Annotated in this window: 12 protein-coding genes; 7 read left to right on the forward strand and 5 right to left on the reverse strand. The window is 71.0% G+C overall.

Going from position 1 to position 12889, the window contains the following annotated elements; translation table 11 throughout:
- Window positions 1-38: 38 nt before the first annotated feature.
- Both narL and ACE3OU_RS09595 read right to left on the reverse strand, forming a co-directional pair.
- Window positions 39-713, reverse strand: a complete 675-nt coding sequence (narL, locus tag ACE3OU_RS09590) for a two-component system response regulator NarL (protein ID WP_374241333.1) — start codon at window positions 711-713, stop codon at window positions 39-41.
- Entirely contained in the window at window positions 710-2602 is a 1893-nt protein-coding gene (locus ACE3OU_RS09595) for a histidine kinase (RefSeq protein WP_374241334.1), read from the reverse strand. The genes narL and ACE3OU_RS09595 overlap by 4 nt, the downstream gene beginning before the upstream one ends.
- A gap of 360 nt (window positions 2603-2962) precedes the next feature.
- Between ACE3OU_RS09595 and ACE3OU_RS09600 the strand changes: the two genes are divergently transcribed.
- Together ACE3OU_RS09600 and ACE3OU_RS09605 are read left to right on the forward strand one after the other, a co-directional pair.
- Window positions 2963-3748, forward strand: coding sequence for a Crp/Fnr family transcriptional regulator (locus ACE3OU_RS09600; protein ID WP_374241335.1), 786 nt, complete (start codon window positions 2963-2965; stop codon window positions 3746-3748).
- A 118-nt stretch (window positions 3749-3866) separates the two neighbouring features.
- Window positions 3867-4739: a dienelactone hydrolase family protein gene (locus tag ACE3OU_RS09605; RefSeq protein ID WP_374241336.1), complete on the forward strand. Its 873-nt coding sequence runs from the start codon at window positions 3867-3869 to the stop codon at window positions 4737-4739.
- A gap of 50 nt (window positions 4740-4789) precedes the next feature.
- Here the strand turns inward: ACE3OU_RS09605 and ACE3OU_RS09610 are convergent, their stop codons facing one another.
- Together ACE3OU_RS09610 and hda are read right to left on the reverse strand one after the other, a co-directional pair.
- Window positions 4790-5452 carry an HAD family hydrolase gene (locus ACE3OU_RS09610; protein WP_374241337.1) on the reverse strand — a complete coding sequence of 221 codons (663 nt, stop codon included), beginning with the start codon at window positions 5450-5452 and terminating at the stop codon, window positions 4790-4792.
- Window positions 5453-5461: 9 nt separating this feature from the next.
- Entirely contained in the window at window positions 5462-6142 is a 681-nt protein-coding gene (gene hda / locus ACE3OU_RS09615) for a DnaA regulatory inactivator Hda (RefSeq protein WP_374241338.1), read from the reverse strand.
- Window positions 6143-6341: 199 nt separating this feature from the next.
- Between hda and purM the strand changes: the two genes are divergently transcribed.
- From purM to ACE3OU_RS09640, 5 genes are all read left to right on the forward strand, one after another.
- Entirely contained in the window at window positions 6342-7376 is a 1035-nt protein-coding gene (gene purM / locus ACE3OU_RS09620) for a phosphoribosylformylglycinamidine cyclo-ligase (protein ID WP_374241339.1), read from the forward strand.
- A gap of 263 nt (window positions 7377-7639) precedes the next feature.
- Window positions 7640-9079: an efflux transporter outer membrane subunit gene (locus ACE3OU_RS09625; RefSeq protein WP_374241340.1), complete on the forward strand. Its 1440-nt coding sequence runs from the start codon at window positions 7640-7642 to the stop codon at window positions 9077-9079.
- On the forward strand, window positions 9076-10368 hold the full coding sequence (locus ACE3OU_RS09630) for an efflux RND transporter periplasmic adaptor subunit (RefSeq protein ID WP_374241341.1): 1293 nt from the start codon (window positions 9076-9078) through the stop codon (window positions 10366-10368). Before ACE3OU_RS09625 ends, ACE3OU_RS09630 begins: the two co-directional genes overlap by 4 nt.
- A complete protein-coding gene (locus tag ACE3OU_RS09635; protein ID WP_374241342.1) occupies window positions 10365-11078 on the forward strand; it encodes an ABC transporter ATP-binding protein in 714 nt (237 codons plus the stop codon). The genes ACE3OU_RS09630 and ACE3OU_RS09635 overlap by 4 nt, the downstream gene beginning before the upstream one ends.
- Window positions 11075-12283: an ABC transporter permease gene (locus ACE3OU_RS09640; protein WP_374241343.1), complete on the forward strand. Its 1209-nt coding sequence runs from the start codon at window positions 11075-11077 to the stop codon at window positions 12281-12283. The genes ACE3OU_RS09635 and ACE3OU_RS09640 overlap by 4 nt, the downstream gene beginning before the upstream one ends.
- A 30-nt stretch (window positions 12284-12313) precedes the next feature.
- Here the strand turns inward: ACE3OU_RS09640 and ACE3OU_RS09645 are convergent.
- A partial coding sequence (locus ACE3OU_RS09645; protein ID WP_374241344.1) for a hypothetical protein occupies window positions 12314-12889 on the reverse strand: 576 nt, incomplete at its 5' end.

A 12889-nucleotide genomic window follows, 5' to 3' on the forward strand; every position in this document is an offset into this window, starting at 1 on the left:
TGCAAAGCCGGGGTCGGCGGCGTGCCGGATCGCGCGCCTCAGCGCGCGCCGCCCGGATCCTGGCCGCGGTGGCCCTGCTCGATGGCCCACACGGCGGCTTCGAGGCGGGAACGGAACTTCAGTTTTTTCAGCAGGTTCTTGATGTGCACCTTGACGGTGCCCTCGGCGATGTTGAGGTCGCGGGCGATCAGCTTGTTCGACAGCCCGCCCGCCAGGCAGCCGAGGATGTCCTTCTCCCGCTCGGTGAGGGGCGCGAGGCTGCGCTCGGCGGCCTGGGCCTCCTCGCGCAGGGAGCGGGCGAGCAGGCCGCTGAGGCTCTCGGTGATCACGATGCGGCCGCGCAGGGCCTCGACGATGCGGGCGAGGAGGTCTTCGGGCTCCATGTCCTTCAGCAGGTAGCCGTCGGCCCCGGCGCGGATCGCCGCCACCAGATCGTCGGCGGCGTCGGAGACGGTGAGGATCAGGATGCGCGCGGCCAGATCGGCCTCGCGCAGCGCGCGCAGGGTCTCGATGCCGCCCATGCCGCGCATGTTGAGGTCGAGCAGGATGAGGTCGGGCTCCAGCGCCCGGGCGATCTCCAGGCCCTCTTCGCCGCTGGAGGCCTCGCCGATGAGCTGGAGTTCGTCGTTGAGGGCCAGCAGCTGGGAGACGCCTTTGCGGAACAGGGGGTGGTCGTCGATGATGACCACCGAGGTCGGGGTGCGGGTGTTCATGGTTTTCCTTCGGGGCTGGCTGGCCGGGCGGGCGGAGCGATGGGGAAGCGCAGGTCGACCTGCGTGCCGCCGCCCGTCCGTGGGCTGACCTGGAGTTCGCCGGCCAGGCTTTCGGCGCGGTCGCGCATGATCACCAGGCCGTAGCGGTTGACCGGGGGGGATTGCTGGGCGAAGCCGATGCCATCGTCTTCGATACGCACCCGGATGTGGCCCGGGCCGTCGTTGGCGAGGCGGACCCATACCTGTCCGGCGCGGGCGTGGCGTTCGATGTTGGAGAGGGCTTCGCGAATGATCTGCAGCACGTGGATCTCGCGCTCGGGGGGAAGCTCGGGGCCGTCGAGCTGGCGGTCGAGCTGGATCGCGACGCCGCTGCGGCGGCGGAACTCCTGAATGGTGTTGTCGATGGCGGTGCCGAGGCCGCGGCCGTCGATGCGCAGGCGGAAGGTGGTGAGCAGCTCGCGCAGCTGGCGATAGGCTTCGTTGAGGCCGTCGCGCAGTTCGCCGACCACCTCGGTCACCGGCTGGGGCTGCGGGCCGAGCAGCTTGTGCAGGCGTGCGACCTGGATCTTGAGGTAGGAGAGGGCCTGGGCGAGGGAGTCGTGCAGCTCCCGGGCGATCACCGAGCGCTCGTCGAGGAGCGCCAGGCGATGGCGTTCCTCGTTGCGCCGGGTGGCGGCCAGCGCGGTGCCGATGTGGTGGCCGATGGTCTCGAGCAGTTCGACCTGCCAGGGGGCGAGTTCGGCGCCGTTGGCCTGCTGGAGCAGCATCGCGCCGTGGTTGCGGGTGCCGTCGAAGAGCGGCACGGCGACCATCCGCCCCGACGCGTCGGCCCCAGGCGGCGGGAGCAGCCGGCCGTTGCCGCCGTCGCACCCCGGGCAGCCGTTGCGGCACAGGCGCTCGCCCTCGGCGGCCGGGCCGGGGTCGCCGAGCAGGGTGATCTGCCCGCCAGTGCCGAGGCACAGGGCGCTGGCGCGGATGCCCAGCGCCTGCGCCACGTCGTGCAGGGTGTCGAGCAGCGCGGCGTGGGTGACCGTGCGCTCCGTGAGGCGGCGGGTGGTGCCGTAGAGCAGGTTGAGGGAGCGGTTGCTGCGGGCGAGCTCTTCGGTCTTGTCGTGGACGCGTTGTTCCAGCCGGGCGTAGTGGCGCGACAGATCCTCGACCATGAAGTTGAAGGCTTCGCCCAGTTGCCCGAGTTCATCGGGCTCCCGCGGGGGCACGCGCACGCTGAAGTCGCCGTTGCGGACCCGCCGTGCCGAACCGAGGAGCAGCGCGAGGGGCCGCACCACGTCGGCCTTCAGCTGCAGCACCGCGCCGGCCCCGACGATCAGCAGCAGCACCAGCGAGACGGCCTGGACCAGCCGCAGCCACTCCAGCTTGTCCTCCAGCCCCTGCTCGATCAGGGCCACCAGGTGGTCGATGCGGGTCACCATCTCGGCGGTGTCGCCGCGCAGGGCCGGGCCATCCGGCCGGGTTTTCAGGGCGCGGAGGGCGGCGGGCCGGAAATGGGCCTGCCACCACGCTCCGATCTCTCCGTAGGCGAGGCGCGCGGGGTCGTCGCCCTGGCGGGGAATGGCCTGCTGCAGCGCCGGCGCCCGGTAGCGGGCCTCGAATTCGTCGAAGGCATCCTCGATCGCCTGGGCGTTGCCAGGGTCGTCGCGGCCGCTGACGATGGCGTCGATCAGATAGGACTGCATCCGCAGGGAACCGGCGAGGTTGATCGCGCGGGCCTCGCCGGAGGACAGCTCGGCGACGGTGATCGAGGCCAGGATCGAGACCATCGCCAGCCCGGCGATCGCGGCGATCCAGGCGCCCATCCGCCAGACCACCGATGGCCCGGGGCCGGGCCGGGCTTCGTCGGGCTGGGCGGGGTTGTCGCTGGGGTGGGGCACGTTGGGGTCTCCGGAAGGTGCAGTGTTTCGGGATTGGCGTAATTGTGAGGCCGTCGGGCCGTGCCGGTGACCCGGAGGAGGTGGGGCGGCGGGGAAAAAGGTGTTAGGTGGAGCCTCCGGCGCATCGCGGTTTTTGCGGGCGGTTTTTTCTGGGGCGTTGCCGGTTCTTATTCAAAACAATGACTTGTGGTTTTATGGAGAGCTTTTTTGGATATCACGAAAGGGGTAGTTAATGACTTTCGGGTATCCGGTCATGCTTGATGTAAGTCAAATTTGGACTCGGCCGTAACCCTAGACTCCGCCCTGTGTTCCGGGACGGGCAGACCGCCTTTCCCCATTTGAATGAAGCGAGGAAATGCGATGCAAGCCAGTCTTCAAGATATCTCATTGGTGCTCGGCGAGGTCGCTATCTTCCGCGGCCTGCCCGCGGCCGTCAGCGCCGAGATCGCCCGTTCGGTGCAGATCCTCAGCCTCCCCAAGGGCGCGCGGGTGTATGCCTGCGGGGAGCGCCCGAAGGCGCTGTACCACGTGATGTCCGGGCACCTGAAGGTCGGGGTGTCGTCTCCGGATGGTGGCGAGAAGGTCATCGAGCTGCTGGCGCCGAAGCAGGTCTTCGGGGTGGCCGAGCTGTTTGGCGATGCGAGCTACGTCTCGTCGGTCGAGGCGGTGACTCCGGTGGTGCTGCTCGCCGCCGGGCGGGAGGGCGTCTTCCGCGCCATCGAGCAGGAGCCCGGCCTGTCCCGCCGCATGCTGGCGGCCCTGGCCCAGCGGCAGTCGTCCATCGAGCGCGACATCGCGGCGGATTGCTTCCAGTCCGGTTCGGCAAAGGTGGTCGATTACCTCTGCCGGCTCGCCGGCCCGGCGCTGGGCGAGGGGCACGATGTGGTGCTGGAGCTCGAGATTCCCAAGCACGTGCTGGCGGCGCGCCTCGGCTTTACGCCGGAGACCTTGTCGCGGATCTTCCGCGAGCTGGCCGACGCGGGCGAGATCCATGTGCACGGCAAGCAGGTGACGCTCTTCCAGGCCTTCTGCCGCCATCACGCCGCGCCGCGGCGGCCGGCGGCCCAGGCTGTCCGGTCGGGCCGTGTCGAGGCGGGGCGCTTCGAGCGGCCGGGGCGGCTGGGTGGTTTCGGGGCGTTCGCCTGACGGGCTGCCGCCGCGCTTGAGCCCGCGGCTGCGGCCCGGGCGGCGTCTCCCGCAGGTGCCCCCTTGCAGTCTGGCGCTTCGGGTTATGCTGCACTCCCCATCATGAGGAGAGTCAGCCATGCAAGAGCGGAACCCCGATTTCGACAGTCTCGTCCCCGGGCTGCCCTGCAGCCGCCGCAGCTTCGTCGGCACGTCCCTGGCGGCGGCCTTTGCTCTGGCCGTGCAGCCGGCGCTGGGGCAGAGCGTGGTGCAGACCCCGGCCGACGGCCTCGTCGCCGGCGACATCACGGTGCGCGGCCCGGACGGTGCCGAGGTGCCCGCCTACCGGGCCCAGCCGGCGGGCGCTGGCCCGTTCCCGACAGTGCTGGTGGTGTCCGAGATCTTCGGCGTCCATGAATACATTCGCGACGTGTGCCGGCGCCTGGCCCGGGCGGGCTATCTGGCGATCGCGCCGGATCTGTTCCGCCGCCAGGGCGACCCGTCGCGGCTCGCCAGCGTGGCGGAGATCCTCGACAAGGTGGTCGGCAAGGTGCCGGATGCCCAGGTGATGGGCGACCTGGACGCCTGCGCGGCCTGGGCGGCGGCCAACGGCGGCGACGCGGCCCGGCTCGCCATCACCGGCTTCTGCTGGGGCGGCCGCATCACCTGGCTCTACGCGGCCCACAACCCGAAGCTGAAGGCCGGCATCGCCTGGTATGGGCGCGTGGCCGGCACGCCGAGCGCGCTGACGCCCCGGCACCCCCTCGACCTGGTGGCCGAGATCAAGGCGCCGGTGCTGGGTCTCTACGGCGCGAAGGACCAGGGGATTCCTGTGTCGGATGTGGAGGATATGCGGGACGACCTCGCCAAGGCCGGCAGGCAGGCCGAGTTCGTGATCTACCCGGAGGCCGGCCACGCCTTCCATGCCGACTACCGCCCGAGCTACCGCGCCGCCGAGGCGGCCGATGGCTGGGCGCGGCTGCTGGCCTGGTTGGGGAAGTGCGGGATGTGAGTGAAGCGTGAGCGGTGAGGAATACGGAGCTTGGCCCGCTCCGCGTTTCCCTACCTCAGCGAGATCACCGGCCAGCCCTGGGCGGTGGCGTGGGCGCGGAGGGTGTCGTCCGGGTCCACGGCCACCGGGTTGTTCACCTTCTTCATCAGCGGCAGGTCGTTGTGGGAGTCGCTGTAGAAGCTGCTCTTCCCGAAGCTCTCCCAGCACAGGCCGAGGCTCTCCAGCCAGGCCTCGACCCGCTCGATCTTGCCGGCCTTGAAGGCCGGCGTGCCGCGGGGCTTGCCGGTGAAGGCGCCGTTCTCCTGGGCCGGGATGGTGGCGACCAGGTGCGGGATGCCGAAGGCGCGGGCGATCGGGCCGGTGACGAAGCTGTTGGTGGCGGTCACGATGGCCACCACGGCGCCGGACGCCAGATGTTCCTTCACCAGCGCCTGGGACTGGGGCGTCATCATCGGCCGGATGCGGGTGTCGAGGAACTCCCGGTGCCAGGCGTCGAGCTGGGCGCGGCTGTGGCGGGCGAGGGGCTTGAGCTGGAAATCCAGGAACTCGAAGATGTCGAGGGTGCCTGCCTTGTACTGGTCGTAGAAGGTCTGGTTGCGGGCCTCGTAGACTTCCCGGTCGAGGACGCCCTTGGAGATCAGGAACTGGGCCCACTCGAAGTCCGAGTCGCCGGCGAGCAGGGTGTTGTCGAGGTCGAAGAGGACGAGATCCATTTTTTTGTGTCAGCGGCTGAGGTCGCGCTGCAGGACTTCCCGCAGCAGGGGCAGGGTGATGGCGCGCTTGCGCTCCAGCGACGCGGCATCCAGCGCGTCGAGGGTGCGCAGCAGGCTGGTGAGGTCGCGGCGGCCGTGGCGCAGCAGGTATTGGACGATTTCGGGCTCCAGGCGCAGGCCGCGGGTGGCGGCCTGGGCGGCGAGGATCGCCTCGCGGTCAGCGTCGGTGAGGGACTTGACCTCGAAGATCAGGCTCTGGCCGATGCGGGTGCGCAGGTCTTCGCGCAGGTGCAGGTGGAGCGGGGCCGCGCAGCCGCTGGTGATCAGGGTCATGCGCTGGGCGCGGGCGCCGTTGAAGGCCCGGAACAGCGCGATCTGCGCGTCGGGGGCGAGGGCTTCCACGTCGTCGATGGCGAGCAGCAGGCCGGGCGCCTCGGGCAGCGTCGCGCCCACATCGACGGCTTGCAGGTAGCACGCCGGCCGGCCGGCCTGGGCGGCGGCGGTGACGACGCTGCGCAGCAGGTGGCTGCGGCCGCTGCCGGCGTCGCCCCACAAGAAGATGTGCTGGGGCACCTCGGCCACCGGCACCGCCTCGTAGAGCGAGGCGAGCAGGTCGGCGTTGGAAGCGGCGACGAAGTTTTCGAGTACGGGCGGCGCGTCGCCGCGCAGGTCGAGGGTGAGTTGCTTCACGCGGTCCTCGGGTCGACGCCCGGCGGGCGAGGCGGCGACATTTCGGCTAAAATTCGGGTTTGTTTGCGTGCGGTGGGCCGGAAACCCCAGGCGAATCGCAGCGCAAGGCCCGTTAATGTAGCCGGTCACGGCGGGGCGCTCAACCCGATGAGCGTTTTCCGGTGGCGTCCGGCCGCTTCAAGAAGAGATCAAAGAACCCATGAGCTCCCTTACCTATCGCGATGCCGGTGTGGATATCGATGCCGGCGATGCCCTGGTCGACCGTATCAAACCCTTTGCCAAGCGCACCATGCGCCCCGAGGTGATGGGCGGGATCGGCGGTTTCGGTGCGCTGTTCGAGATCTCGAAAAAATTCAAGGATCCGGTGCTGGTCTCCGGCACCGACGGCGTCGGCACCAAGCTGAAGCTCGCCTTCCAGCTCAACAAGCACGACACCGTCGGCCAGGACCTGGTGGCGATGAGCGTCAACGACATCCTGGTGCAGGGCGCCGAGCCGCTGTTCTTCCTCGACTACTTCGCCTGCGGCAAGCTGGACGTGGACACCGCCGCCACCGTGATCCAGGGCATCGCCCAGGGCTGCGAGCTGTCCGGCTGCGCGCTGATCGGCGGCGAGACCGCCGAGATGCCCAGCATGTACCCCGATGGCGAATATGACCTGGCCGGCTTCGCCGTCGGCGCGGTCGAGAAGTCCCGGATCATCGACGGCTCCACCATCCGCCCGGGCGACGTGGTGCTCGGTCTCGCCTCCAGCGGCGCCCACTCCAACGGCTACTCGCTGATCCGCAAGGTCATCGAGATCGCCAAGCCCGATCTCGAAGCCGACTTCCACGGCCGCAAGCTCAAGGACGTCATCATGGAGCCGACCCGCATCTATGTGAAGTCGCTCCTCGCGCTGATGGAAAAGCGCGCCGGCCTCGTCAAGGGTATGGCCCACATCACCGGCGGCGGCCTCCTCGAGAACGTGCCCCGCGTGCTGGCCGACAACGTCACCGCGGTGCTCAGCAAAGACGCCTGGCAGATGCCGCCGCTGTTCCAGTGGCTGCAGCAGGCCGGCAACGTGGACGCCCAGGAGATGTACCGCGTCTTCAACTGCGGCATCGGCATGGTGGTGATCGTGGCCGCCGAAGACGCCGCGATGGCCGCCGAGCAGCTGCGCTCCACCGGCGAGACGGTTTATAACCTCGGCACCATCGAGGTCCGCGCCGAGGGCCAGGCCCAGACCGTGGTGGTCTGAGCGCCGCGGGCGGGTTTCCGCCTACCCTGTGTTGGATCAAAACGGGCCCGTGTGGCCCGTTTTACATTTGGAACCGGGCTCGGCGACGGCCGGCGCTGCATCTGGAACGGTGTCTCGGGCCGGGCGCTGGATGGCCACCTCCGCGGGGCCTCTTTACCCGTCTTTACGTTGGGCTAACCGCGGATTACCGGCAATCGGAGGATGATTCTCCTGGCGTCGCCACCCCGCACGGCGCTTCCGATCGACTCTCCCGGGCAACGCTCATGGCTCCACCTGCATCCCCCCGTCTGATCCTGCCCCTCGTGCTGGCCTGCGGCTTGTCGGCCTGCGTGAGCGTCGGGCCGGACTACCGGGCGCCGGCCGTCGCCGTGCCCGAGGGCTGGCAGGCCGTGCCGCTGGAAGGTAGCGTCGCCGCCACGCCCGACGGCCTCGCCCGCTGGTGGGAGCAACTGGCCGACCCGCAGCTGTCGTCCCTCGTCGCCGACGCCCTTGCTGCCAACCCGGGCCTCGACGCCGCCCGGGCGGCCCTGCGCGCGGCGCGGGCGAGCCGGGACGCCGCTGCCGCCCAGCGTTACCCCTCGGTCAGTGCCTCCGGTGGCGTCACCCGCAGCGCCGCCCTGGGCGCCGAGCGCACCCTCTACGACGCCGGCTTCGACGCCGGCTGGGAGCTCGACGTGTTCGGTGGCCTGCGCCGTGCCGTCGAGGCCGCCGCCGCCGAGCGTGACGCGGCCCTCGCCGACCTGCGCGCCGCCCGGGTCAGCCTGGTGGCCGAGGTCGCCCTCAACTACATCGACCTGCGCGCCTTCCAGACCCGTCTGGCGATCGCCCGCGCCAACCTCGACAGCCAGACCGAGACCCTGCAGATCACCCGCTGGCGCGCCGAGGCCGGCCTCGCCAGCGCCCTCGACGTGGAGCAGGCACGCAGCAACCGCGAAGCCACCCGCGCCCAGATCCCCACCCTCGACACCGGCCGCGCCGGCGCCGAGCACCGCCTCGCCACCCTCACCGGCCGCGCGCCGGGGAGCCTGCACGCCGCGCTGGCGGCGGCCGATGGGGCGCGGGAGGGCCTGCTGCCGGGCCTGCCCGCCGGCGTCGCCCTCGCCATTCCGGCGGAGGCCCTGCGCCAGCGCCCCGACATCGCCGCGGCCGAGCGCCGGCTGGCAGCCGCCACCGCCCGGGTCGGCCAGGCGGAGGCGGCCCGCTATCCGTCCTTCAGCCTCGGTGGCAGCATCGGTCTGCAGGCCCTGGGGCTGTCCACCTTCACCGGCGGTGGGCAGGTGGCCCGCTCCCTGGCCGCGTCGGTGAGCGGTCCGGTCTTCGACGCCGGCCGGCTGCGGGCCCAGGTGGAAGTGCAGGACGCCCTGCGCGAACAGCAGCTCGCCGCCTACCGCAAGGCCGTGCTGACCGCCCTCGAGGAGGTGCACAACGCCCTGGTGGCGTTTGCCGACGGGCGCCGTCGCCAGCAGGCGCTGGTCGAAGCCGCCGCCGCCGCCCGCAACGCGGCCCTGTACGCGCGCCACCGCTACGCCTCCGGCCTCATCGACTTCCAGACCGTGCTCAGCACCGAGCGCAGCCTGCTCACCCTCGAAGACAGCCTCGCCAGCGCCGAGGCCGCCCGGCTCACTGCGCTGGTGCAGCTCTATAAGGCCCTGGGCGGCGGCTGGTCGCCCGCCGACACCGCAACCTCCGGACCTCAGCCATGAACAAGCCCACCTCGCCGGAAGACCTCCGCGAACTCATCCTCCAGAGCGGCCGGCGTCGCCTCGGCGGCAAGGCCCGCGTCGCCCTGGCGGTGGCCGGCCTCGCCCTCGCCGGCTGGCTCGCCTGGGCCGTCTTCGGCGGCAACAGCCTGGAGGGGCCGCGCTACGTCACCCGGCCGGTGACGAAGGGCGAGCTGGTCATCAACGTGTCGGCCAACGGCAACCTGCAGCCCACCAACTCGGTGGATGTCGGTAGCGAGCTGTCGGGCATCATCGAGGCGGTTTTCGTGGATGTGAACGACCGCGTGAAGAAGGGCCAGGTGATCGCCCGCCTCGACACCTCCAGGCTGCGCGACCAGGTGCGCCAGGCCAAGGCCGACATCGCCGCCGCCGAGGCCCGCGTGGGCCAGGTCCGGGCCACCGTGGCCGAGAGCGCCGCCAGCCTTGCCCGGCTGCAGGAGGTGGCGCGGCTCTCCGGCGGCAAGGTGCCCTCCAAGGCCGAGCTCGACGCCGGCCAGGCCGCGGCGCTGCGGGCGGTGGCCGACCAGAAGGCCGCCGAAGCCTCGGTGGCCTCGGGCAAGGCCCTGCTGTCCACCTATGAGATCAGCCTCGGCAAGGCCACCATCCGCTCGCCCATCGACGGCATCGTGCTGACCCGCAAGGTCGAGCCCGGCCAGACCGTGGCCGCCGCGATGACCGCCCCGGTGCTGTTCACCCTCGCCGAAGACCTGCGCCGCATGGAGCTGCAGGTGGATGTGGACGAGGCCGACGTGGGCAAGGTGAAGGAGGGCCAGGAGGCCCGTTTCCATGTGGATGCCTGGCCTGGCCAGAACTTCCCGGCCAAGGTCACCCGGGTCGGCTGGGGTTCCCAGACCAAGGACCAGGTGGTGTCCTACCTCACCATCCTCGAAGTCAGCAACGACGCGCTCTTGCTGCGCCCCGGCATGACCGCCACCGCGGACATCACCACCGCCCGCCGCGCCGACGTGCTGCTGGTGCCCAACATGGCGCTGCGCTTCGCCCCGCCGGCGGCCGGCGGGCAACCCAGGCGCAGCCTGCTCGCCAGCCTCACCCCGCGCCCGCCCTCGGCCGGGCCCAAGGCGGCCTCCGAGGCCGGCCCCAGGGACGGCAGCCAGACCCTGTGGCTGCTCGACGGCGGCCAGCCCCGCGCGGTGCGGGTGAATGTGCTCGGCAGCAACGGCCAGGTGTCGGAGGTGCGTCCGGTGGAGGCCGGCGGCCCCCTGGTGGCGGGCGCCGAGGTGATCGTCGAAGCCGTCACCCCCAGGCCATGAGCGCCGCCGAACCCCTGATCGTGCTCGAAGGCGTCACCCGCGTCTTCGGCAGCGGCGCCGCCGCCTTCCAGGCCCTGCGCGGCATCGACCTGACGATAGAGTCAGGTGACTTCGTGGCCATCATGGGCCCCAGCGGCTCGGGCAAGTCGTCGCTGATGAACATCCTCGGCTGCCTCGACACCCCCAGCGGCGGCAGCTACCGCTTCCGCGGCCTGGCCGTCGAGGGCCTCAGCCGCGACCAGCGGGCGCTCTTACGCCGGCACGCGCTGGGCTTCATCTTCCAGGGCTTCAACCTGCTGGCCCGCACCTCGGCCCAGGAGAACGTGGAATTGCCGCTGCTCTACCGGGGCGAGCCGGCCGCCGCCCGCCACGCCGCCGCCCGCGCCGCGCTGGCCGCGGTGGGCCTCACCGGCTGGGAGCACCACGGCCCGGCCGAGCTCTCCGGCGGCCAGCAGCAGCGGGTGGCGATCGCCCGGGCGCTGGTCACCGGGCCGTCGCTGCTCCTCGCCGACGAGCCCACCGGCAACCTCGACACCGCCCGCAGCCGCGAGATCATGGACCTGCTGGCGGGCCTCAACCGCGACCAGGGCATCACCGTGGTGATGGTCACCCACGAGGCCGACATGGCCGCCTACGCCCACCGCATCGTGCGCCTGGTGGATGGGCGCATCGCCAGCGACGAACGCCGCGAGCCCGGAGGCCAGCCATGATCTGGAACGCCCTGCAGCTCGCCCTGCGCGAGATCCGGCGCAACCTGATGCGCTCCTTCCTCACCATCCTGGGCATCGTGATCGGCGTCTCGGCGGTGATCACCATGGTCACCCTCGGCAACGGCGCCACCCGCGCGGTGTCGGACCAGATCGCCAGCCTCGGCAGCAACCTGCTCATCGTGCGGCCCGGCCAGATGCTCGGCCCCGGTCGCGACTCGGCCGGCGCGCCACGCTTCAAGGTGGCCGACGCCGACGCCCTCCGCAGCCAGGTGAGCGGCCTCGCCGCCGCGGTGCCGGTGGCCAGCAAGGCCGTGACCCTGGTGGCGATGGCGCGCAACTGGTCGTCCGGCGTCACCGGCACCACCGCCGACTGGTTCACCGCCGGCAAATGGCAGCTCGCCGCCGGCCGCGTCTTCAACCCCGCCGAGGAGCGCGCCGGCGCCGCCGTGTGCGTGATCGGCGAGACCATCCGCCGCGAGCTCTTCGGTGGCCTCGACCCCATCGGCCAGCCGCTGCGGGTCAAGCAGTTCTCGTGCGAGGTGATCGGCCTGCTGGCCTCCAAGGGCCAGTCCACCATGGGCAGCGACCAGGACGACATCGTGGTGGTGCCGTTGCGCACCCTGCAGCGCCGCCTCACCGGCAGCACCGACGTGGCCACCCTGATGATCTCGGTGAAGGACGAAGCCTCGATGGACGTGGCCAAGAACCAGGTGACCTGGCTGATGCGCGAACGCCGCCACATCGCCCCTGGCGACGACGACAACTTCTCGGTGATGGACACCCGCCAGATCGCCGAGACGCTGTCCGGCACCACCAAGGTGATGACCGGCCTGCTCGGCGCGGTGGCCGCGGTGAGCCTGCTGGTGGGCGGCATCGGCATCATGAACATCATGCTGGTGTCGGTCACCGAGCGCACCCGCGAGATCGGCATCCGCCTCGCCATCGGCGCCCTGGAGCGGGAGGTGCTACTGCAGTTTTTGATCGAGGCGGTGGTGCTGTCGTCCCTCGGCGGCCTCATCGGCATCGCCCTCGCCACCGCCGCCTCGATGGCCGGCGCCGCGCTGATGCACGTGCCCTACCTCTTCAACCCGGGCATCAACCTGCTGTCCTTCGGCTTCTCGGCGGCGATCGGGGTGATCTTCGGCTACGTGCCGGCGAGCCGGGCGGCAAGGCTGGACCCGATCGAGGCGCTGCGGCATGAGTGAGGGGGGGCGGGCTGAGGCTCCGCCGGCGGGTCAGGCCTCGGGCTGGAACCCGTGCTGCTTCAGGATCGCTTCGATCTGCCCGGCCTCGGGGATGCCTAAGCGGCGGGCGTCGGCGAGGGCGAGGGTGAGGAGGTCGCGGGCACGATCCCGGTCGCCGGGGGCGTCACGCTGGAGGAGGTTGATGGCGAGATTGGCGCGGGAGACCAGGAGTGCGCGGACGTCGCCGAGGCGCTCCAGGGCGGGGAGCTGTTCCTGCTCGCGGATGCGCAGGGCCTCGTCGAGCTGTCCGCGGGCCTGGAGGATGTCGGCGATCTTGCCCTGGGTGACGGCGATGGCGCGGACATCGCCGAGGCGGCGGTAGATGGGGAGCTGTTCCTGCTCGCGGATGGTCAGGGCCTCGTCGAGCTGTCCGCGGTCCTGCAGGATGTCGGCGATCCTGCCCTGGCAGACGGCGATCTCGCGGACATCGCCGAGGCGCTGAAAGGCAGGGAGGGCCTCCTGCTGGAGGATGGTCAGTGCCTCGTCGAGCTGTCCGCGGTCCTGGAGGATGTCGGCGATCTTGCCCTGGCAGACGGCGATCTCGCGGACATCGCCGAGACGGCGGTA

The organism is Zoogloea sp. (genome assembly GCF_041908905.1).
GTDB lineage: Bacteria > Pseudomonadota > Gammaproteobacteria > Burkholderiales > Rhodocyclaceae > Zoogloea.

What these genes read in the sequence shown, in the direction of transcription:
- narL (WP_374241333.1), bottom strand. Translation starts at nt 713, where the DNA reads ATGAACACCCGCACCCCGACCTCGGTGGTCATCATCGACGACCACCCC.
- ACE3OU_RS09600 (WP_374241335.1), top strand. Translation starts at nt 2,963, where the DNA reads ATGCAAGCCAGTCTTCAAGATATCTCATTGGTGCTCGGCGAGGTCGCT.
- ACE3OU_RS09605 (WP_374241336.1), top strand. Translation starts at nt 3,867, where the DNA reads ATGCAAGAGCGGAACCCCGATTTCGACAGTCTCGTCCCCGGGCTGCCC.
- ACE3OU_RS09610 (WP_374241337.1), bottom strand. Translation starts at nt 5,452, where the DNA reads ATGGATCTCGTCCTCTTCGACCTCGACAACACCCTGCTCGCCGGCGAC.
- purM (WP_374241339.1), top strand. Translation starts at nt 6,342, where the DNA reads ATGAGCTCCCTTACCTATCGCGATGCCGGTGTGGATATCGATGCCGGC.
- ACE3OU_RS09625 (WP_374241340.1), top strand. Translation starts at nt 7,640, where the DNA reads ATGGCTCCACCTGCATCCCCCCGTCTGATCCTGCCCCTCGTGCTGGCC.
- ACE3OU_RS09630 (WP_374241341.1), top strand. Translation starts at nt 9,076, where the DNA reads ATGAACAAGCCCACCTCGCCGGAAGACCTCCGCGAACTCATCCTCCAG.
- ACE3OU_RS09635 (WP_374241342.1), top strand. Translation starts at nt 10,365, where the DNA reads ATGAGCGCCGCCGAACCCCTGATCGTGCTCGAAGGCGTCACCCGCGTC.
- ACE3OU_RS09640 (WP_374241343.1), top strand. Translation starts at nt 11,075, where the DNA reads ATGATCTGGAACGCCCTGCAGCTCGCCCTGCGCGAGATCCGGCGCAAC.